The organism is Pseudomonas sp. Irchel s3a18 (genome assembly GCF_900187535.1).
In the GTDB taxonomy this organism is placed as follows: domain Bacteria; phylum Pseudomonadota; class Gammaproteobacteria; order Pseudomonadales; family Pseudomonadaceae; genus Aquipseudomonas.
In genome coordinates this window covers 1-19,265 of sequence record NZ_FYDV01000021.1, presented here as the reverse complement: position 1 = coordinate 19,265, position 19,265 = coordinate 1, and the positions used below count along the sequence as shown (strand labels likewise).

The following is a 19,265-nucleotide window of genomic DNA, read 5'->3' as shown; positions in this document are numbered from 1 at the left end:
TACGCTGTAACGAGGCCGCATCCTCGAAAAACGCCCCGACTGGTTCGGGGCGTTTTTTTGCGTTCCGCAAACCGGCCCGGCAACCTGCCTGACACACCGCGCCGTTACATTGGCCGGTGTTTGTAACGCCATACGGTCGATATGACAGAGTCGCCATGCACTTTTTGTAGCCATTTGTAGCAATAACCTTCAATCCGCCTCTGTTTACCGCTAGTCTGCGGACATCTGCAATGCCGACAACAGCACTTCAATAAGAGTTGGCTATGACTGACCTGTTCCGAATCCAGCCCCCCACCAGCACGGCACTGCCGATGCCGGAAGGGCGTTTTTACCGCCCACCCTTGCCTGATGGCTATGTACTGCGGCCTCGCTTGTGCGAGCGGCTGAGTGCTGGCCTGCAGGGGCGATTGCTGCTGGTCAGTGCGCCGGCCGGCTTCGGTAAAAGCTCATTGGCGGTGGAGTTCTGTCAGAGCCTGCCGGCGCACTGGCAAAGCCTGTGGCTGGGGCTAAGCGCGCGGGACAGTGATCCGGGGCGCTTCCTGGAGCGGCTGCTGGAAGGCCTGCAACACTATTTCCCCCGATTGGGCAGCCAGGCCCTTGGCCTGTTGAAGATGCGTCAGCGGCATCAACCGTTCGCCTTCGAAGAGTGGCTGGACGGGCTGCTGGATGAGTTGGCCGGCCAGTTGTCGACCAACAGGCCGTTGCTGCTGGTGCTGGATGACTATCACCTGGCCCAGGGGCCGGTACTTGATCGCTGTCTGCAATTTTTCCTCAATCACTTGCCCGATGGCCTGCTGGTCATGGTGACCAGTCGCCAGCGTCCGGACTGGCATCTGGCGCGTTTGCGCCTGTCGCGCCAGTTGCTCGAACTGCATGAACAGGACCTGCGCCTGACCCACGACGAATCCCTGGCCCTGCTTGACCGGCACAGCAGCTCGCTACGCGGCGAAGCGCTGGAGAGCCTGATTTCGCGCAGCGAAGGCTGGGTCGCCGGGCTGCGATTCTGGCTGTTGGCGGCCTCTGAGGCAGGGAGTGGAGGTGCGTTGCCGCAACCGCTGCACGGGGGTGAAGGACTGATCCGCGACTACCTGCTCGAAGAAGTCATCGATTGCCTGCCTCCCGAGGTGCAGTCGTTTCTCTACGATACGGCTCCGCAAGAACGCTTTTGCAGCGAGCTGTGTGACGCGGTGCGCGAGGCGCATGACAGCGCCGAGATCCTGCGCTTTCTGCTGTCCCATCAGGTGTTTCTGGTGCCACTGGACGAACATGGCCACTGGTATCGCTATCACCACCTGTTTTCCGACCTGTTGCGCAGTCGGCCGACCGCCAATGCGGTGGTCCCGACCGCCAGCCTGCACCTGCGCGCTTGTCGTTGGTTCAATGCCCAGGGGCTGCTCGACGAAGCTGTCGAACAGGCGTTGCGCGCCGGGCATCTGGACGTTGCGGCCAACCTGGTGCAGAACCTGTCCGAGGAGCAACTGCTGGCCGAGCAGAACGTGGGCATGCTGTTGCGCTGGAAAATGGACTTGCCCGACAGCCTGCTGATCAGCACCCCGCGCCTGATCGTGCTGTACAGCTGGGCGTTGGGGATGGCCTGCCAGCTGGATGCCGCCGAGGAGTTGGCCAGCCATTTGAGCCGGTTCCTGCCGGCCCCTTCGGCCACTGCACAGAAGTCCATGCTCGCGCAGTGGCTGGCGCTGAGCGGGATCATTGCCCGGGGGCGTGGCCAGCGTGAACTGACCTTGCGCTACTGCAGCGAAGCCCTGGAGAGCCTGCCGCAAAAACGTTACGGCCAGCGCTTGATGTGCCTGTCGACCTTGTCCAACCTGGCCATCGTCGATGCCGACCTGTGGCGTGCCCGTGGCCTGAACCGTGAGTCGCTGGAGCTGGCGCAACGGGTCGGCAATCCATTATTCGAGGCGCTGGCCCATTACGACCGGGCGCGGGTGCTGCAGGCGCGGGGGGAAATTCTCCGCTCGCTGGAGGAAGTGCATCAGGGCCAGAAACGCTTGCAGGGGCTGGCACCGCAGCGCCTGTATGCGGTTCGTGCACGCCTGACCCTGTATGAAGGTTTTTTGCTGACCCTGCGCCTGCAGCCCGAAGCCGGGTTGGCGCGATTGCACCAGGGCCTGAGTGAGGCGCGGGCCTGTCGCGACATCAGTGTGTTGATCGGCCACTGTGTGATCGCCAGGCTTGAGGGCGGTAAAGGCGAGTTTGCCAAGGCATTCGCCGAATTGGGTGAGGCCGAGCGGCTGATGCATATCTGGGACGTGCCGCCTATCTACTACCTGGCGATGATCACGCTGGTCAAATGCGAACTCTGGCTGGCCCAGGGCCGTACCGACCTGGCCGAGGCCTGGCTGATGCGACTCGGCCAGACCTACAACGGCGAACAGGCCGCGGCGCCCCCCGAATTCCACCCACAAATGCCGTTGCACATCGAGTTGCAACAAGCCCTGCTGGAGTCCATACAAGGGCAGCCGATGCTGGCCGAAGGGCGACTCAATGCCTTGTTGGAGCATGGACAGAAAACCGGCCGCCAGTTGCTCAGCGTCATGGCGCTGAGTCAGAAGGTTGCCTTGTTACTGAACACTGGACGCGAGCCGCAAGCGCGACAGGCCTTGGCGCAAGCGTTCGAAGCGGCCGCCGTCGGCGGCGCATTGCAACCCTTTGAGTGGCTGCTGCGCGAGCGTGCGCACTGGTTGCGCGAACAACTGGCGCACTGTCCAGACAGCTCGTTGCGTCAGAGCCTGATGGAGCGTTTACCGCACGCCGCGATCCGCGAAAGTGCAGAGCCGCAGCACGGCGCGGAAACCCTCAGCGTCCGCGAACACGCGGTGCTGCAACTGATCGCCCGAGGCTGCTCGAACCAGGAAATCAGCGATCAGCTGTTCATCTCGCTGCACACGGTGAAAACCCACGCCAGCCACATCAACAGTAAACTGGGGGTCGAGCGCCGTACACAAGCCGTGGCCCGGGCGAAAGAATTGGGACTACTGGCATAACCCTCGGTCCTATTGCCCGCGGAATCTCAAGCTCGCGCGCTGCAATGTCCTGTCCATCCAGCAGTTCAACCGCAAGAAACGTAGTTCTTGCGGTTGAATCACCCATTATTGTGAATGTGTCCCCTGACAACGATGAACGATCGCTCTTGAGCGTCGGATCAAGGAGTCTCCCATGTCATACGTGTTTAAGCGGATGCCTTCACCGGTCGGCACCCTCACCCTGATAGCCAAGGGCAACAAGCTCTGCGCCATTCTCTGGGAAAACGAAAAGCTCAACCGGGTACGCATCGGCCCGCTGCAGGAAGATATCCACAGCCCGGTTCTGCAGGAAGCCGAACACCAGCTCAAGCAGTACTTTGCCGGTCACCGCGACCGCTTTGATCTGGAGCTGGACTTTGCCGGTACTGAGTTCCAGCAAAAGGTCTGGCGCGCGTTGTTGACCATTCCGTTCGGGGAAACCCGCAGCTATAGCCAGATTGCCCAACAGATTGGCAGCCCCAGGGCCGTACGGGCAGTGGGGGCGGCCAATGGCAAGAACCCGATCTCGATTGTCACGCCCTGTCATCGGGTGATTGGCGCATCAGGAAGTCTGACCGGGTTTGCCGGTGGGCTGGCGGCGAAGCAGTTTTTGTTGGGGCTGGAGGGGAAGGAGACGTTGCCTTTGGGGTTCTGACGGGGAGCGGGGGGCTGTTTCCGTGGTTCCGGAGGCGGCTACCCGTCTGCGGTCAAGGCAAGACGTTATAGCCCCGCTGTTGCAGGCAACTGGTATAGACCGAGTTGCTGGCGTTGACGTTTTGTTCGGAGGTGCTCATGTTCTGCCGGCGTTCCTGGCGTTGTCTCGATGCTCCGACGACAGCACCGGCAGCCGCTGCGCTCTGGGCACGATTCTGGCGGTAGTCTTGCTTGACGTCATCGTCGACCTGATCGTACAACTCTTCATGCTGGCGGCCCCGGACCTCCGCTGCCACGCTCCCGGCGACAGCCGCGGTGGCCGCGCCTTTTACACGACCGCCTGTCGGCACCGTGTTTTGTGTCGGGTATTGGGCGTTGGCCTGGGATTGGCAAGCGCTGGTGTCTTGCTGGATGGTCTGGGAGGTCTGGTTGTTGAGTGGGACAACCGTGACCGCCAGGGCGCTGGAACTGGCGAGTAGCCCGAGCACCGACAGAATAGACGTCAATTTTTTCATGAACTCGGGCCTCTCATGGGTCCAGTGCGATGACGGATGGCTTACTGCTTGGAAAGCAGGGCTTGCATGTCAGCGGAGACGGTCTTGATCGCTGCCTTGAAGTCTTTGGCGGTAATCGGCGTGTCGGAGTTTTCCAGGCCTTCACCGAAAACCTTGCGCACCATCTTGGCGACCGGCAAGCCGGATTTGGCGTCGATCAGGTCGGCTTCGATATACAGTTCGGCAATCTGGTCGCGGGTACCCATGGCAGCCTGAGTGGTGCCGACAATTGCTGCGATCGGAACGGCTTCATACCAGTGCATGGGTTCGTTCGAGGCAGATACCTCGGTGATCGCCGCGTGCATGATCAGGGTCCGGGAGCCCTCAGGCGCCAGCTTGGTACTCGAAACGACCTTGTACTGCTGTGCAAGGGTGTTTCTGGTGCTTTCGTTCGCCATGAATTGCAGGTCTTTCAGGGTGCTCAGGCTGACCCGGTCGGTCGGCTTCGGCTCTGGATACAGTTCCAGTTGGTCGAATACCACCGTGGAGTACGCCCCAGGCTTGAAGCCAGGCGCTACCCAACGCAGCACTTTCTGGCCACTTGGCGAGGTGGTCTCTTGCAGGCCTTCGTAGTTAGGCAGGAAGCCGGAGTATTGCTCCTGTTCCGTCACTTTCGAGACGCAACCGGTCAGCAGCACGCTGCTCAGTGCAATACCCACCATCCATTTACTCGACATACTCATAAAATTCGTACCCTGGTCAAAGAGCCGGGAGGGTGCCCGAACCCGATCGGCAATTCGAATCATTGATTCTCAAAAAAAGATCAAATGACCGCTCTTGGCCCGGGGTTGCCTGCCAGGTATCGCCATTCCATGACGACCTGGGTCAAAATGGGCGATCCACTCTTCAGGAGTCTCCATGGACGCCGCAAAACCCGCGCTCATCCGCGAAACCTTTCCCGTCGGCCCTTTGCAGTGCAACTGCACGATCATCGGCGATCCGATCACTAAAAAGGCGATTGTCGTCGACCCGGGTGGCAATCATGAGTTGATTCTGGCGCGGCTGGAGGCCTTGGGGTTGAAGGTGGTGAGCATCATTCATACCCATGCGCACCTGGATCACTTCCTGGCCTCCGGTCAGTTGAAGGAAAAAACCGGCGCCACCTTGCACCTGCATAAGGAAGATCAGTTCCTCTGGGATAATCTGGAGATGCAGTGCGGCATGTTCGGGGTGCCCTATACGCCGGTGCCGCCGCCGGATCGCTGGCTGGCCGATGATGAGGAACTGGCTTGCGGTTGTGGCGTGGCGTTGCACACGCCGGGGCATACGCCGGGTTCCATGAGTTTCTGGTTTTCCGAGGCTAAGCTGCTGATTGCCGGTGACACGCTGTTTCGGCGCGGGGTAGGGCGCACGGACTTGTGGGGCGGTGATCAGGCGACTATCGTGCGCTCGATCAAGCAGCGCCTGTACACCCTCGATGAAGAGGCAACGGTAGTAACCGGACATGGTCCGGATACCCGCCTGGGTGATGAAATGCGTGACAATCCATTTGTACGAGCCTAGATCCCCTGGTGTTGGAGGCGGCCACGGAATTTTTGCCGGTCGCTGTGTTCCAACTTCCGCAAGGGTCTATTGCCAACGTCCGTTGCACCACAGAATGTAAAAAAGTAGGAGCTTTCCATGTTCACCTCGCGTCGTTTGATTATTGTCGCTACTGCCGTGGCCTTGTTGTCTGGCTGTGCGTCCCCTAACACCTATGACAACCAGGGTCAGGCCGACGGCGGCTCCACGGGCATGAGCAAGACCGCCAAATACGGCGGCCTGGGTGCGCTGGCAGGTGCCCTGGCGGGCGCGGCCATCAACCACGACAACCGTGGCAAGGGCGCGCTGATCGGCGCTGCCGTGGTCGGTGCTTCCGCCGCCGGTTACGGCTACTACGCCGACCAGCAGGAAAAGAAACTGCGCGCCAGCATGGCCAACACCGGTGTTGAAGTGCAGCGTCAGGGTGATCAGATCAAGCTGATCATGCCGGGTAATATCACGTTCGCCACCGATTCGGCGAATATCGCATCAGGCTTCTACCAGCCGCTGAATAATCTGGCCGGCTCCCTGAAGGAGTTCAACCAGAACCAGATCGAGATCGTCGGCTACACCGACAGCACCGGCAGCCGCCAGCACAACATGGACCTGTCCCAGCGTCGTGCCCAGAGCGTGGCTACCTACCTGACGTCCCAGGGCGTGAGTGGTGCCAACCTGAGTGCTCGTGGTGCCGGCCCGGATAATCCGGTCGCCAGCAACGGTGACACCAATGGTCGTGCGCAGAACCGTCGCGTCGAGGTCAATCTCAAGGCGATCCCTGGTCAGCAGTACGGCCAGGTCCAGTAATACCCGCAAGTGCCTGACTGAACCCCGGGCGTAAAAAAGCCCGCCCGATCCTCAGCAGATCGGGCGGGCTTTTTATATTGCGCGAAACCTGATTACTTTTTCAGACCGTAATGCTCATCGAGCATGCCCGGTGCGTTCGGCGTTTTGGGAGCGTAGTCGCGAGGCGGTTCCTGATCGCGCGGCGGTGTCAGGCGTTCCCGTGGCGCTTGCACGGCATCGGCCTGCAGGGCCGCCAGCAGGCGTTGGCGAGTCTGTTCGTCCAGGGCCAGGCGGTTGGCGCCCTCGGCGAGGTGGTCTTGTACTTCCTGATAGCTCTGAGTGAGTTTCTTCACCAGCATTGCGGTGCTGTTGAAGTGGGTGACCACTTCATTCTGATAGCTGTCAAAACGTTCCTGAATGTCATCCAGCTGTCGTTGCGTGCTGTTAGGCACGGCATTGGGCAGCAAGCGAGCAACCAGGAATCCAATGGCGACACCGGCAACCAGGGCAAGAGTCGGCAACAACCAAACTAAGAGCGAGTGTTCCACGAGTCCTTCCTCTATAAACGGCTTTGCTTTACGTTAACGGCTCGAACCTGCGCTGTATACCGCGATTCACTCGCAATAGATTGGCACAGACAATTTGCTAGACGAGTCGACCCGATTCGAGGTCACGGAGTTCCTTCCTTGCTGATGCGTGAAACCCCTGTAGTGATTGATGGCCCGGTCGGCCAGCTCGAGGCCCTTTACCTGGACAACGAGCAACCACGCGGCCTGGCGCTGATCTGCCATCCCAACCCGGTGCAGGGTGGCACCATGCTCAATAAAGTCGTGTCGACCTTGCAGCGCACTGCCCGCGATGCCGGTCTGATCACATTACGTTTTAATTATCGGGGTGTAGGCGCCAGCGCCGGCAGCCATGACATGGGCAGCGGTGAAGTCGACGACGCGCAAGCCGTGGCCGAATGGTTTCGCGCCAAACACCCTGGCTTGCCGATGACGCTGTTCGGTTTTTCCTTCGGTGGGTTTGTCGCGGCCAGCCTTGGCGGGCGCCTGGAAGCCAAGGGGGAGAACCTGGATCGGCTGTTCATGGTGGCGCCGGCGGTGATGCGCCTGGGTGATCAGGATCAGTTGCCCAGGCACTGTGCACTGACGTTGATCCAGCCGGAAACCGACGAAGTCATCGATCCGCAGCTGGTTTACGACTGGTCCGAGGCCCTTGATCGCCCCCATGAGCTGCTGAAAGTGGCAGAATGCGGACACTTTTTTCACGGCAAGCTGACCGATCTCAAGGATCTGATCCTGCCGCGCCTTTCGAATTGATTGCAGTCAGATAAGCGATTACCCATGACTACTCGTACGCGCATCCTCACCGGTATCACCACCACCGGCACTCCGCACCTGGGCAACTACGCCGGCGCGATCCGCCCGGCAATCGTCGCCAGCCGTGACAGCAATGCCGATTCGTTCTACTTCCTGGCCGACTACCACGCCCTGATCAAGTGCGATGACCCGCTGCGCATCCAGCGCTCGCGTCTGGAAATCGCCGCGACCTGGCTGGCCGGTGGCCTGGATGTGGATCGGGTCACCTTTTACCGCCAGTCCGACATCCCGGAAATCCCCGAGCTCACCTGGTTGCTGACCTGTGTCGCGGCCAAGGGCCTGCTCAACCGTGCGCACGCCTACAAGGCGTCGGTGGATAAGAACGTCGAAACCGGGGAAGACCCGGATGCCGGTATCACCATGGGCCTGTACAGCTACCCGGTGCTGATGGCGGCGGACATTCTGATGTTCAACGCGCACAAGGTGCCGGTCGGCCGCGATCAGATCCAGCACGTGGAAATGGCCCGCGACATCGGCCAGCGTTTCAACCACCTGTTTGGCCAGGGCAAAGAGTTCTTCACCATGCCCGAGGCGTTGATCGAGGAGAGCGTCGCCACCTTGCCGGGCCTCGATGGCCGCAAGATGTCGAAAAGCTACGACAACACCATTCCGTTGTTCTCAAGCGCCAAGGAAATGAAGGACGCGATTTCGCGGATCGTCACCGACTCCCGCGCTCCGGGCGAAGCCAAGGACCCGGACAACTCGCACCTGTTCACCTTGTTCCAGGCCTTTGCCACCCCGGCACAGGCCGACGAGTTCCGCAGTGAGCTGTTGCAGGGCCTGGGCTGGGGCGAGGCGAAGAACCGTCTGTTCCAACTGCTCGACAGCGAGCTGGGCGAGTCCCGCGATCGATACTACAAGCTGATGGAGCGTCCATCCGACCTGGAGGACATTCTGCAGATCGGTGCGAAAAAGGCCCGTGCGGTCGCCACGCCGTTCCTGAATGAACTGCGTGAGGCGGTTGGCCTGCGTTCCTTCGTCAACCAGACGCAGGTGGCGGCGACCACCAAGAAGAAAGCCGTGAAAGCCGCGCGCTTTGTCAGCTTCCGTGAAGAGGACGGCAGTTTCCGTTTCCGTCTGCTGGCCGCTGATGGCGAGCAACTGCTGTTGTCGCGTCACTTCGCCGACGGTAAAACCGCAGGTCAGGTGACCAAGCAGCTGCAATCCGGCCAGGCGCTGGATGTGCGCAGCGAAGACCTGAGCTTCAGTGTCTGGCTGGAAGGCGAGTGTGTCGGCGACAGCCCAGCCTTCGCGGACAGTGCGGCGCGAGACGTCGCTATCGACGCCCTGCGGGTTGCTCTGACGCCCGTACAGGAATAATCAGCGGCTCGGCCCGACCAAGGGCCGATTGCCATTCTTCAGGGCCGTCGCTACAGTGTCGGCCCGTTTTTGTTGCCTTGCTAACGAATTATGACGCCCCTAGAACGATATCAAGCTGATCTGAAACGCCCGGAGTTCTTCCACGACGCGGCCCAGGAAACTGCTGTGCGCCATTTGCAGCGCCTGTACGACGATCTGGTCGCGGCTTCGCAGAGCAAGCCGGGCCTGCTCGGCAAGCTGTTTGGCAAAAAGGACCAGGCGCCGGTCAAGGGCCTGTACTTCTGGGGCGGCGTAGGTCGCGGCAAGACTTACCTGGTCGACACCTTCTACGAAGCGCTGCCGTTCAAGGAAAAGTCCCGTACTCACTTCCACCGCTTCATGAAGCGTGTGCACGAAGAGATGAAGACCCTGGGCGGCGAGAAAAACCCGCTGACCATCATCGCCAAGCGTTTTTCCAACGAAGCGCGGGTGATCTGTTTCGATGAGTTCTTCGTGTCCGACATCACCGACGCGATGATCCTCGGCACCCTGATGGAAGAACTGTTCAAGAACGGCGTGACCCTGGTGGCCACGTCGAACATCGTGCCGGACGGCCTGTACAAGGACGGTCTGCAGCGCGCGCGGTTCCTGCCGGCTATCGCGCTGATCAAGCAGAATACCGACATCGTCAACGTCGACAGCGGCGTCGACTACCGTCTGCGTCACCTGGAGCAAGCGGAGCTGTTCCACTGTCCGCTCGACGAAGCGTCCCACGAAAGTCTGCGCAAGAGTTTCCGCGCGCTGACGCCGGAATGCACGGCCGCGGTCGAGAACGACGTGCTGATGATCGAGAACCGCGAGATTCGCGCCTTGCGCACCTGCGACGACGTTGCCTGGTTCGACTTCCGCGAACTGTGCGACGGTCCGCGCAGCCAGAACGACTACATCGAACTGGGCAAGATCTTCCATGCCGTGCTGCTCAGCGGCGTAGAGCAGATGAGCGTCACCACCGATGACATCGCCCGGCGTTTCATCAACATGGTCGACGAGTTCTACGACCGTAACGTCAAGCTGATCATTTCTGCTGAAGTCGAACTCAAGGACCTCTATACCGGCGGTCGCCTGAACTTCGAGTTCCAGCGCACCCTCAGCCGCCTGCTGGAAATGCAGTCCCACGAGTTCCTGTCGCGGGCACACAAGCCGTAGGGCGTTTCGGAAAATAAAAAAGGGCCTGCATTGCAGGCCCTTTTTTGTGCGCTGAAGAACCCGAATCTTGATTGGTGTTGAGCCTTACGAGCTATGCCGCTTGCTGGAATTGCTGCCGATACTGGTTCGGCGACAGCTCGGTGTGCTGGCGGAACAGACGGGCGAAGAAGCTCGCGTCGTCGTAGCCGACTTCGTAGCTGATGGTCTTGATGCTCTTGCGGCTGCCCGAGAGCAGGCCCTTGGCGGTTTCGATGCGCAACCGTTGCAGGTAGTGCAGCGGCTTGTCGCCGGTGGCGGTCTGGAAGCGGCGCATGAAGTTGCGGATGCTCATGCCGTGTTCACGGGCGACGTCTTCGAAGCGGAACTTGTCGGCAAAGTGCTCTTCGAGCCAGTGCTGGATCTGCAGGATGATCACATCCTGATGCAGCTTCTGTCCGCCGAAGCCAATGCGGCCGGGGGAATAGCTGCGCTGCACTTCATACAGGATGTCACGGGCCACGGCCTGGGACACGTTGGCGCCACAGAAACGCTCGATCAGGTAGATATAGAGGTCGCAGGCCGAGGTGGTGCCGCCGGCGCAGTACAGGTTGTCGGCGTCGGTCAGGTGCTTGTCCTTGTTGAGTTGGACATTGGGGAAGCGTTCCTCGAAGGCGTTGAAAAAGCGCCAGTAGGTGGTCGCTTCCTTGCCATCGAGCAATCCGGCTTCGGCCAGCCAGAACACCCCGGTGGCCTCGCCGCAGAGCACCGCTCCACGGGTGTGTTGCTCGCGCAACCATGGCAGCACTTGTGGATAACGTTGGCACAGGGTGTCGAAATCGTCCCAGAAGGCCGGGAGGATGATGATGTCAGTGTTTTCCAGGCCGCCGTCCACCGGCATGAGCACATCGCTGAAGCTGTTGACGGGTTTACCGTCGGGGCTGACCACGCGGGTTTCGAATCCGGGAGTCAGGCCATGACCCTGTTGTTTGCCGTAGCGCAGGCTGGCCAGGTGGAAGAAATCCTTGGCCTGCATGAGGGTGTAGGCAAAAACCCGGTCGATAGCCAGGATACTGACACGCCGCAAGGGCGAGGAGGGTTGGATAGACATAATTCAATTTATTCTTATAGGGGAAAGTGGTCACCAAGCGGCTGGATCGTCTTATTTTTTGGCTGATGTGTCCAGTGTCCTGTTCCGGGCGTGGGGCTTAGGCTCTGGGATTCAATTTTCGGCCAACAATAATCACAGGTGCCCCGATGATTCCAAGAACCTTGTTCAGTTCCGAGCACGAACTGTTTCGCGACAGCGTACGAACCTTCCTCGAGAAAGAGGCCGTGCCCTTTCATGCTCAATGGGAAAAGCAGGGTTACATCGACCGTGAACTCTGGAGCAAGGCAGGGGAGGCGGGGATGCTGTGTTCCCATCTGCCGGAAGAGTACGGTGGCCTCGGTGCGGATTTTCTCTACAGCGCGGTGGTCATCGAGGAGGTGGGGCGGCTGGGGCTGACCGGCATCGGCTTCTCCCTGCATTCGGACATCGTGGCGCCGTACATCCTGCATTACGGCAGTGAAGCCTTGAAACACAAATACCTACCCAAGCTGGTCTCGGGGGAAATGGTCACCGCCATTGCCATGACCGAGCCCGGTGCCGGTTCCGACCTGCAAGGGGTGAAAACCACCGCAGTGCTGGACGGTGATGAGTACGTGATCAACGGCTCGAAAACCTTCATTACCAACGGTTTTCTCGCGGACCTGGTGATTGTCGTGGCCAAGACCGATCCCAAGGCCGGGGCCAAGGGCACCAGCCTGTTCCTGGTGGAAGCCGACACCCCGGGCTTCGACAAGGGCAAGCGCCTGGAAAAGGTCGGTATGAAGGCCCAGGACACCTCCGAGCTGTTCTTCCAGGACGTGCGGATTCCCAAGGAGAACCTGTTGGGGCAAGCCGGGATGGGTTTTGCCTACCTGATGCAAGAGCTGCCACAGGAGCGCCTGACGGTGGCCGTCGGTGGCCTGGCCTCGGCCGAGGCGGCGTTGCAGTGGACGCTGGACTATACCCGCGAGCGCAAGGCGTTCGGCAAGTCGATCGCCGACTTCCAGAACACCCGCTTCAAGCTGGCGGAAATGGCCACCGAGATCCAGATTGGTCGGGTGTTCGTCGACCGCTGCCTGGAGCTGCACCTGCAAGGCAAGCTCGACGTGCCGACGGCGGCGATGGCCAAGTACTGGGGCACCGACCTGCAATGCAAGGTGCTCGACGAGTGCGTGCAACTGCACGGCGGCTACGGCTTCATGTGGGAATACCCGATCGCCCGGGCGTGGGCGGATGCGCGCGTGCAGCGGATCTATGCCGGGACCAATGAAATCATGAAGGAGATTATTGCGCGGTCGCTTTGATTCGGTGTTGAGCGTTCCCGCGCTCTGCGTGGGAACGCTGTTATGGACGCTCTGCGTCCGCCGTTGATGCTGTGACGTAGAGCGTCACGGGACGCATTCCCACGCGGGAGCGTGGGAATGATCATCATCTAAAGGTCAATCAGGGCGCAGGGTTCGGGTGATCCTTGTGAATCGCCTCGATTCCCGCCAGCACTTCGTCGGACAACTTCAGGTCGACGCTGGCGATGTTGCTGTCCAGTTGTTCCAGCGTCGTTGCGCCGATGATGTTGCTGGTGACGAACGGTTGCTGGTTCACGAACGCCAGGGCCATTTGAGCCGGGTCCAGGCCGTGCTCGCGGGCCAGCGCCACATAACGACTGCACGCGGCTTCCGACTGCGGGTTGAAGTAGCGGCTGAAGCGACTGTAGAGGCTCAGGCGGCCTTTTGCCGGGCGAGCCCCACCTTCGTACTTGCCTGAGAGAAAGCCGAACGCCAGCGGCGAGTAGGCGAGCAATCCGCACTGTTCGCGAATGGCGATTTCCGCCAGGCCCACTTCAAAGCTGCGGTTGAGCAGGTTGTAGGGGTTCTGGATCGAGACCGTTCGTGGCCAGCCGCGGGCTTCGGCCAGGGCGAGGAAGCGCATGGTGCCCCACGGGGTTTCGTTGGACAGGCCGATGTGGCGAATCTTGCCGGCCTTGACCTGTTCGTCCAGTGCTTCAAGGGTGTCCTCGAGCGGCGTCAGGTTGACTTCACTCTTGTGCTTGTAGCCCAACTGGCCAAAAAAGTTGGTGCTGCGCTCCGGCCAGTGCAGCTGGTAGAGGTCGATCCAGTCGGTCTGCAGGCGCTTGAGGCTGGCATCCAGGGCCTGGACGATGTGTTCGCGATTGTGCTTGAGATGGCCGTCGCGGATGTAGTCGATGGTGTTGCCCGGCCCCGCGATCTTGCTGGCCAGGACCCAGTCGGCGCGATCGCCGTGGCGTTTGAAGTAGTTGCCGATGTAGCGCTCGGTGCTGGCGTAGGTTTCGGCCTTGGGCGGTACCGGGTACATTTCGGCGGTGTCGATGAAATTGATCCCGGCGCGCTTGGCCCGTTCAATCTGCGCGAAGGCTTCAGCCTCGCTGTTTTGCTCGCCCCAGGTCATGGTTCCGAGGCAGATGGCGCTCACTTTCAGGTCGGTGCGGCCTAGCTGGCGATAGTCCATCGGGTGCTCCCTTGGCAAAACATTCATAAAAGCAGGTTGAAAAATTTTTTACAATCTGCATAATTGCGCACCTCTTTCTGCAGTGGAAGTGATGCGCCGCCGCCGAAGAATCTTGCCGTTGAACGGACGCGCCGACCCGAGCCCCCGAAAGCGTCTGTATCCGGCTGCCTTTGACTTGTCAAAGTACGCACTATTCAGTAAGATCCGCCGTCTAATTTACAGGGCGGCCCCTGAGGCTATAAAGAATGAAAACTTTTACTGCTAAACCGGAAACAGTACAGCGCGACTGGTTTGTCGTCGATGCTGCAGGTCAGACCCTGGGTCGTCTGGCCACTGAGATCGCGAGCCGTCTGCGTGGCAAGCACAAGCCTGAGTACACTCCTCACGTTGACACCGGCGACTACATCGTCGTTATCAATGCCGAGCAGATCCGTGTTACCGGTGCTAAAACCACTGACAAAATGTACTACTCCCACTCCGGTTTCCCGGGCGGCATCAAGTCGATCAACTTTGAAAAGCTGATCGCCAAGGCCCCTGAGCGCGTGATCGAGACCGCGGTTAAAGGCATGCTGCCTAAGAACCCACTGGGTCGCGACATGTATCGTAAGCTGAAAGTCTATGCGGGCGCTGCTCACCCTCATACTGCTCAGCAGCCCCAAGAACTGAAGTTTTAACGGAATAGTTCATTATGTCGGCGACTCAAAATTACGGCACTGGCCGTCGCAAGACCGCAACCGCACGCGTTTTCCTGCGTCCGGGTACTGGTAACATCTCCATCAACAACCGTTCGCTGGATAATTTCTTCGGTCGCGAAACTGCCCGCATGGTAGTTCGTCAGCCGCTGGAATTGACTGAGACTGTCGAGAAGTTCGACATCTACGTCACCGTGATCGGTGGTGGTGTAAGTGGTCAAGCTGGCGCAATCCGCCACGGTATCACTCGCGCTCTGATGCAGTACGACGAAACCCTGCGTGGCGCTCTGCGCAAAGCTGGCTTCGTGACTCGCGATGCTCGTGAAGTTGAACGTAAGAAAGTTGGTCTGCGTAAAGCGCGTAAGCGTCCGCAGTACTCGAAGCGTTAATTCGCTTTCGCGTTCAAAGGCGCCCAGTCTCCTCACGGAGCTGGGCGTTTTTTATGGGCCAAGATTTGTGGTGTGACAACTTGCCACATCCGTAGAGGCCCTATACTACAAGGCTTGGCGGTTGTGCCGGGTGGTAATTACCTTGTCAGAATTGGGGCTTTTCATTACCATTCGGCAAAATTTTTATAAGTTCAGATTTTTACTTAGTAGATGCCTGATTTAACAGGCCACAAAGCTGATGGGAGAGGACTGAATGAGCAATGACGGCGTGAATGCAGGCCGGCGTCGCTTTCTGGTAGCAGCCACATCCGTGGTGGGTGCTGCAGGAGCGGTGGGGGCTGCGGTCCCGTTCGTGGGGTCGTGGTTTCCCAGTGCCAAGGCGAAGGCCGCAGGTGCACCGGTGAAAGTGAATGTCAGCAAAATCGAACCAGGTCAGCAAATGATTGCTGAATGGCGCGGTCAGCCGGTGTTCATCGTCCGCCGTACCCAGGAGATTTTGGGGAATCTTACGAAGATCGAGGGTGATCTCTCCGATCCGGACTCCAAGAGCTCGGTACAACCGACCTATGTGGACCCCAAGACGCGTTCGATCAAGCCAGAGGTTCTGCTGCTGATCGGTATTTGCACGCACCTGGGCTGTTCTCCGACTTTCCGTCCAGAAGTGGCGCCAGCGGATCTTGGTCCGAAATGGGTAGGGGGTTATTTCTGCCCTTGCCACGGTTCCCACTACGATCTGGCTGGCCGTGTCTTCAAGTCGCAGCCTGCGCCTTTGAACCTGCCAGTTCCCCCGCATTCCTATGAGTCGGATGACATCATTGTCGTCGGCGTCGATACGGAGAAAGCGTGATGAGCAAGTTCATGGATTGGGTTGATGCGCGCTTTCCCGCCACCAAAATGTGGGAAGACCATCTCAGCAAGTACTACGCCCCGAAGAACTTCAACTTCTTCTACTTCTTTGGCTCCCTGGCGCTGCTGGTTCTGGTTAACCAGATCGTAACCGGCGTCTGGTTGACCATGAGCTACACCCCGTCGGCGGAAGAGGCGTTCGCCTCCGTCGAATACATCATGCGCGACGTCGAGTACGGCTCGATCCTGCGTCTGCTGCACTCCACCGGCGCTTCGGCGTTCTTCATCGTGGTTTACCTGCACATGTTCCGTGGCCTGCTCTACGGTTCGTACCAGAAGCCGCGTGAGCTGGTGTGGGTGTTCGGCATGCTGATCTACCTGGCGCTGATGGCAGAGGCCTTCATGGGCTACCTGCTGCCTTGGGGCCAGATGTCCTACTGGGGTGCCCAGGTGATCATCTCGCTGTTCGGTGCGATCCCGGTCATCGGCGACGACCTGACCCAGTGGATCCGTGGTGACTACCTGATTTCGGGCATCACCCTGAACCGCTTCTTTGCCTTGCACGTAGTCGCCTTGCCGATCGTGATTCTTGGTCTGGTGGTGCTGCACGTTCTGGCGCTGCACGAAGTCGGTTCGAACAACCCTGACGGCGTGGACATCAAGAAGTACAAGGACGAAAACGGCGTACCGCTGGACGGCATTGCCTTCCACCCATACTACACCGTGAAAGATATCGTCGGCGTTGTGGTGTTCCTGTTCATCTTCTGCTCGATCGTGTTCTTCTTCCCGGAAATGGGCGGTTACTTCCTCGAGAAGCCGAACTTTGAAGTGGCGAACGCATTCAAGACTCCTGAGCACATCGCTCCGGTCTGGTACTTCACCCCGTTCTACGCGATCCTGCGTGCGGTTCCGGACAAGCTCCTGGGCGTCATCGCCATGGGTGCCGCGATTGCCGTGCTGTTTGTCCTGCCTTGGCTTGACCGCAGTCCGGTCAAATCTATGCGCTACAAAGGCTGGCTGAGCAAGATCTGGCTCTGGGTGTTCTGCATTTCGTTCGTGATTCTGGGTGTGTTGGGTGTGTTGGCTCCAACACCGGGTCGTACGCTGCTGTCGCAGGTATGTACCTTCCTGTACTTCGCCTACTTCATTCTGATGCCGTTCTACACCAGGCTCGAGAAGACCAAACCGGTTCCGGAAAGGGTGACTGGCTGATGAAAAAGCTATTTGCTGTACTGATTCTTGCGGCTATGCCTGTGTTCTCGTTCGCGTCTTCGGCGGGCGGTCCTGAGCTGGAAAAGGTCGATATCGACGTTTCCGACAAAGCGGCAATGCAAGATGGCGCACGTACGTTCGCCAACTACTGCATGGGTTGCCACAGTGCCAAGTTCCAGCGCTATGAGCGCGTTGCCGACGATCTGGGGATTCCTCACGATCTGATGTTGAAGAACCTGGTGTTCACCGGCGCCAAGATTGGCGATCACATGAGCATCGGTATGCAGCCGGCAGACGCCAAGGCCTGGTTCGGTGCTGCGCCGCCTGACCTGACCCTGGTGGCTCGCGTTCGTGGTACCGACTGGCTGTACGGTTACCTGAAGTCGTTCTACGAAGATCCGTCGCGCCCTTGGGGTGTGAACAACAAGGTGTTCCCGAACGTGGGCATGCCTAACGTGCTGGTCGGCCTGCAAGGTCGCCAGGTCGTAGGTTGCAAACAGGTTCAGGTCGTCGAAGACGGCAAGAAGCAATATGATCCGCTGACCGGCACGCCGCTGACTCATGAAGCGTGCGATCAGTTGACCATCGTGCCGAAGTCCGGTGCTCTGACTGAAGAGCAGTTCGATGAGAAGGTCAAGAATCTGGTAACCTTCCTCGCTTACTCGGCTAACCCGGTTAAGCTGGAGCACCAGCGCATTGGTACCTATGTGTTGCTGTACCTGGCGTTCTTCTTCGTATTCGCCTATCTGCTCAAGCGCGAATACTGGAAAGATGTGCATTGATATAGCTTCAAGTAATTGCTGTTAACCGCGCGCGCCCAAGGGCGCCTCCGAAAGTGTAACGAGTCTGGTCATCCAGGCGTTACGGGAGGCGCCCTCTGGGCGCGCTCGTTTTTCCGCTCCGATAATTTCAACAAGCGAGGAGGATCGCCATGGGCGTGACCAATCGGTTGGCCTGTTACTCCGACCCCGCCGACCACTATTCCCACCGAGTGCGAATCGTACTGGCAGAGAAGGGTGTCAGCGCCGAGATCATCAGTGTGGAGGCGGGCCGTCAGCCGCCAAAACTGATCGAAGTGAACCCCTACGGCAGCTTGCCCACCCTGGTCGATCGTGACCTGGCGTTGTGGGAGTCGACGGTGGTGATGGAATACCTGGATGAGCGTTACCCGCATCCGCCTTTGCTGCCGGTTTATCCCGTGGCGCGTGCCAACAGCCGTCTGCTGATACATCGCATTCAGCGCGACTGGTGTGGCCTGGTGGATCTGATTCTGGATTCGCGGACCAAGGAGCCCGCGCGCGTACAGGCTCGCAAGGAGTTGCGTGAAAGTCTCACCGGGGTTTCGCCGTTATTTGCCGACAAACCTTTTTTCCTGAGTGATGAACAAAGCCTGGTGGATTGTTGCCTATTGCCAATACTCTGGCGTTTGCCGATGCTAGGTATCGAACTGCCGCGGCCTGCCAAGCCGCTGCTTGATTATATGGAGCGCCAGTTTGCGCGTGAGGCATTCCAGGCGAGCCTGTCTGCTGCCGAACGCGATATGCGCTAAGGCTTAAGGAGCCGCTATGAACTCCAGTCGACCTTATTTGGTCCGCGCGCTCTATGAGTGGATTGTGGACAACGACTGCACACCGCACATGCTGGTCAATTCCGAGTTTCCATCGGTGCAGGTCCCCCAGGGGTTTGCCAGTGATGGACAGATTGTTCTGAACGTCTCTCCTGCGGCTGTTCGTCATCTGCACATGGATAACGAGGCGGTCAGCTTCGAGGGGCGCTTCGGTGGTGTTCCTCATACCCTGTACGTGCCTGTAGGTGCGATCCTGGGCATTTACGCCCGGGAAAATGGTCAGGGTATGGTGTTCGATCTGGAATCGCCTCTGGATGACGAGGAAGAGATCGAGCAGGAAGGTGATCAGTCTCCACCCGATGACGAGCCGCCGCGCCCAAGCGGTCGACCCAGTTTGAAGGTGGTGAAGTAATAAAAAAGGCGATCCGGATGGATCGCCTTTTTTGTGCGTGCGCCAGGCATGGCGCGTTGCGCGTAAGCGCAACCAGTTTGGCTATGGTGGCCACGCTGGTGACTTGGAGGTGCAAGTCCTCTACACACCCGGCAAGGGGAAGTGTTAGCCAGAGGCAAGGGTGTCGCGGGTGACC

Annotated in this window: 20 protein-coding genes; 15 read left to right on the top strand and 5 right to left on the bottom strand. The window is 59.3% G+C overall.

The window, feature by feature from the left end:
* Window positions 1-263 precede the first annotated feature (263 nt).
* A complete protein-coding gene (locus CKW29_RS22195; RefSeq protein WP_095149126.1) occupies window positions 264-3,005 on the top strand; it encodes a LuxR C-terminal-related transcriptional regulator in 2,742 nt (913 codons plus the stop codon).
* Window positions 3,006-3,177: 172 nt separating this feature from the next.
* Entirely contained in the window at window positions 3,178-3,678 is a 501-nt protein-coding gene (locus CKW29_RS22190) for a methylated-DNA--[protein]-cysteine S-methyltransferase (protein WP_095146683.1), read from the top strand.
* A 52-nt stretch (window positions 3,679-3,730) separates the two neighbouring features.
* Here the strand turns inward: CKW29_RS22190 and CKW29_RS22185 are convergent, their stop codons facing one another.
* The gene (locus CKW29_RS22185) at window positions 3,731-4,192 is read right to left on the bottom strand and encodes a YMGG-like glycine zipper-containing protein (protein WP_095146682.1); all 462 of its coding nucleotides are present in this window, start codon (window positions 4,190-4,192) and stop codon (window positions 3,731-3,733) included.
* 41 nt (window positions 4,193-4,233) lie between these two features.
* Window positions 4,234-4,914, bottom strand: coding sequence for a DUF3313 domain-containing protein (locus CKW29_RS22180; RefSeq protein ID WP_095149125.1), 681 nt, complete (start codon window positions 4,912-4,914; stop codon window positions 4,234-4,236).
* Window positions 4,915-5,089: 175 nt separating this feature from the next.
* Between CKW29_RS22180 and CKW29_RS22175 the strand changes: the two genes are divergently transcribed.
* A complete protein-coding gene (locus CKW29_RS22175; protein ID WP_095149124.1) occupies window positions 5,090-5,734 on the top strand; it encodes an MBL fold metallo-hydrolase in 645 nt (214 codons plus the stop codon).
* A 117-nt stretch (window positions 5,735-5,851) separates the two neighbouring features.
* On the top strand, window positions 5,852-6,556 hold the full coding sequence (locus CKW29_RS22170; RefSeq protein ID WP_095146680.1) for an OmpA family protein: 705 nt from the start codon (window positions 5,852-5,854) through the stop codon (window positions 6,554-6,556).
* A gap of 92 nt (window positions 6,557-6,648) precedes the next feature.
* Here the strand turns inward: CKW29_RS22170 and CKW29_RS22165 are convergent, their stop codons facing one another.
* Window positions 6,649-7,083 (bottom strand): YhcB family protein, encoded by a 435-nt coding sequence (locus tag CKW29_RS22165; protein WP_095079783.1) that lies wholly within the window; start codon window positions 7,081-7,083, stop codon window positions 6,649-6,651.
* Between the two features lie 144 nt (window positions 7,084-7,227).
* Between CKW29_RS22165 and CKW29_RS22160 the strand changes: the two genes are divergently transcribed.
* The 3 genes from CKW29_RS22160 (at window position 7,228) to zapE (ending at window position 10,422) form a co-directional block, all read left to right on the top strand.
* Window positions 7,228-7,857: an alpha/beta hydrolase gene (locus CKW29_RS22160; RefSeq protein WP_095146745.1), complete on the top strand. Its 630-nt coding sequence runs from the start codon at window positions 7,228-7,230 to the stop codon at window positions 7,855-7,857.
* Window positions 7,858-7,881: 24 nt separating this feature from the next.
* Entirely contained in the window at window positions 7,882-9,237 is a 1,356-nt protein-coding gene (locus tag CKW29_RS22155; RefSeq protein ID WP_095146679.1) for a tryptophan--tRNA ligase, read from the top strand.
* Window positions 9,238-9,327: 90 nt separating this feature from the next.
* A complete protein-coding gene (gene zapE, locus CKW29_RS22150) occupies window positions 9,328-10,422 on the top strand; it encodes a cell division protein ZapE (protein ID WP_095079789.1) in 1,095 nt (364 codons plus the stop codon).
* Window positions 10,423-10,513: 91 nt separating this feature from the next.
* Here zapE and CKW29_RS22145 read toward each other — a convergent pair whose 3' ends face one another.
* Window positions 10,514-11,410, bottom strand: a complete 897-nt coding sequence (locus CKW29_RS22145; RefSeq protein ID WP_176465348.1) for a GlxA family transcriptional regulator — start codon at window positions 11,408-11,410, stop codon at window positions 10,514-10,516.
* A 245-nt stretch (window positions 11,411-11,655) separates the two neighbouring features.
* On the opposite strand from CKW29_RS22145, the gene CKW29_RS22140 reads away from it, so the two are divergent.
* Window positions 11,656-12,792: an acyl-CoA dehydrogenase family protein gene (locus CKW29_RS22140; RefSeq protein WP_095146677.1), complete on the top strand. Its 1,137-nt coding sequence runs from the start codon at window positions 11,656-11,658 to the stop codon at window positions 12,790-12,792.
* A 139-nt stretch (window positions 12,793-12,931) separates the two neighbouring features.
* Here the strand turns inward: CKW29_RS22140 and CKW29_RS22135 are convergent, their stop codons facing one another.
* The gene (locus tag CKW29_RS22135; RefSeq protein WP_095146676.1) at window positions 12,932-13,972 is read right to left on the bottom strand and encodes an NADP(H)-dependent aldo-keto reductase; all 1,041 of its coding nucleotides are present in this window, start codon (window positions 13,970-13,972) and stop codon (window positions 12,932-12,934) included.
* A 245-nt stretch (window positions 13,973-14,217) separates the two neighbouring features.
* Between CKW29_RS22135 and rplM the strand changes: the two genes are divergently transcribed.
* From rplM to CKW29_RS22100, 7 genes are all read left to right on the top strand, one after another.
* Window positions 14,218-14,646: a 50S ribosomal protein L13 gene (gene rplM, locus CKW29_RS22130; RefSeq protein ID WP_095146675.1), complete on the top strand. Its 429-nt coding sequence runs from the start codon at window positions 14,218-14,220 to the stop codon at window positions 14,644-14,646.
* A gap of 14 nt (window positions 14,647-14,660) precedes the next feature.
* Window positions 14,661-15,053: a 30S ribosomal protein S9 gene (gene rpsI / locus CKW29_RS22125; RefSeq protein WP_002555064.1), complete on the top strand. Its 393-nt coding sequence runs from the start codon at window positions 14,661-14,663 to the stop codon at window positions 15,051-15,053.
* 253 nt (window positions 15,054-15,306) lie between these two features.
* Window positions 15,307-15,900 (top strand): ubiquinol-cytochrome c reductase iron-sulfur subunit, encoded by a 594-nt coding sequence (gene petA, locus CKW29_RS22120; protein ID WP_095146674.1) that lies wholly within the window; start codon window positions 15,307-15,309, stop codon window positions 15,898-15,900.
* Window positions 15,900-17,111, top strand: a complete 1,212-nt coding sequence (locus tag CKW29_RS22115) for a cytochrome bc complex cytochrome b subunit (protein WP_095146673.1) — start codon at window positions 15,900-15,902, stop codon at window positions 17,109-17,111. Before petA ends, CKW29_RS22115 begins: the two co-directional genes overlap by 1 nt.
* Complete coding sequence (locus CKW29_RS22110; RefSeq protein ID WP_095146672.1) at window positions 17,111-17,893, top strand: cytochrome c1; 783 nt, start codon at window positions 17,111-17,113, stop codon at window positions 17,891-17,893. Before CKW29_RS22115 ends, CKW29_RS22110 begins: the two co-directional genes overlap by 1 nt.
* Before the next feature lie 149 nt (window positions 17,894-18,042).
* A complete protein-coding gene (locus CKW29_RS22105) occupies window positions 18,043-18,660 on the top strand; it encodes a glutathione S-transferase N-terminal domain-containing protein (RefSeq protein ID WP_095146671.1) in 618 nt (205 codons plus the stop codon).
* Between the two features lie 16 nt (window positions 18,661-18,676).
* Entirely contained in the window at window positions 18,677-19,090 is a 414-nt protein-coding gene (locus CKW29_RS22100; protein ID WP_095146670.1) for a ClpXP protease specificity-enhancing factor, read from the top strand.
* The last annotated feature ends 175 nt before the right edge of the window (window positions 19,091-19,265 follow it).

What these genes read in the sequence shown, in the direction of transcription:
- CKW29_RS22195 (WP_095149126.1), top strand. Translation starts at nt 264, where the DNA reads ATGACTGACCTGTTCCGAATCCAGCCCCCCACCAGCACGGCACTGCCG.
- CKW29_RS22190 (WP_095146683.1), top strand. Translation starts at nt 3,178, where the DNA reads ATGTCATACGTGTTTAAGCGGATGCCTTCACCGGTCGGCACCCTCACC.
- CKW29_RS22185 (WP_095146682.1), bottom strand. Translation starts at nt 4,192, where the DNA reads ATGAAAAAATTGACGTCTATTCTGTCGGTGCTCGGGCTACTCGCCAGT.
- CKW29_RS22180 (WP_095149125.1), bottom strand. Translation starts at nt 4,914, where the DNA reads ATGAGTATGTCGAGTAAATGGATGGTGGGTATTGCACTGAGCAGCGTG.
- CKW29_RS22175 (WP_095149124.1), top strand. Translation starts at nt 5,090, where the DNA reads ATGGACGCCGCAAAACCCGCGCTCATCCGCGAAACCTTTCCCGTCGGC.
- CKW29_RS22170 (WP_095146680.1), top strand. Translation starts at nt 5,852, where the DNA reads ATGTTCACCTCGCGTCGTTTGATTATTGTCGCTACTGCCGTGGCCTTG.
- CKW29_RS22160 (WP_095146745.1), top strand. Translation starts at nt 7,228, where the DNA reads ATGCGTGAAACCCCTGTAGTGATTGATGGCCCGGTCGGCCAGCTCGAG.
- CKW29_RS22155 (WP_095146679.1), top strand. Translation starts at nt 7,882, where the DNA reads ATGACTACTCGTACGCGCATCCTCACCGGTATCACCACCACCGGCACT.
- zapE (WP_095079789.1), top strand. Translation starts at nt 9,328, where the DNA reads ATGACGCCCCTAGAACGATATCAAGCTGATCTGAAACGCCCGGAGTTC.
- CKW29_RS22140 (WP_095146677.1), top strand. Translation starts at nt 11,656, where the DNA reads ATGATTCCAAGAACCTTGTTCAGTTCCGAGCACGAACTGTTTCGCGAC.
- CKW29_RS22135 (WP_095146676.1), bottom strand. Translation starts at nt 13,972, where the DNA reads ATGGACTATCGCCAGCTAGGCCGCACCGACCTGAAAGTGAGCGCCATC.
- rplM (WP_095146675.1), top strand. Translation starts at nt 14,218, where the DNA reads ATGAAAACTTTTACTGCTAAACCGGAAACAGTACAGCGCGACTGGTTT.
- rpsI (WP_002555064.1), top strand. Translation starts at nt 14,661, where the DNA reads ATGTCGGCGACTCAAAATTACGGCACTGGCCGTCGCAAGACCGCAACC.
- petA (WP_095146674.1), top strand. Translation starts at nt 15,307, where the DNA reads ATGAGCAATGACGGCGTGAATGCAGGCCGGCGTCGCTTTCTGGTAGCA.
- CKW29_RS22115 (WP_095146673.1), top strand. Translation starts at nt 15,900, where the DNA reads ATGAGCAAGTTCATGGATTGGGTTGATGCGCGCTTTCCCGCCACCAAA.
- CKW29_RS22110 (WP_095146672.1), top strand. Translation starts at nt 17,111, where the DNA reads ATGAAAAAGCTATTTGCTGTACTGATTCTTGCGGCTATGCCTGTGTTC.
- CKW29_RS22105 (WP_095146671.1), top strand. Translation starts at nt 18,043, where the DNA reads ATGGGCGTGACCAATCGGTTGGCCTGTTACTCCGACCCCGCCGACCAC.
- CKW29_RS22100 (WP_095146670.1), top strand. Translation starts at nt 18,677, where the DNA reads ATGAACTCCAGTCGACCTTATTTGGTCCGCGCGCTCTATGAGTGGATT.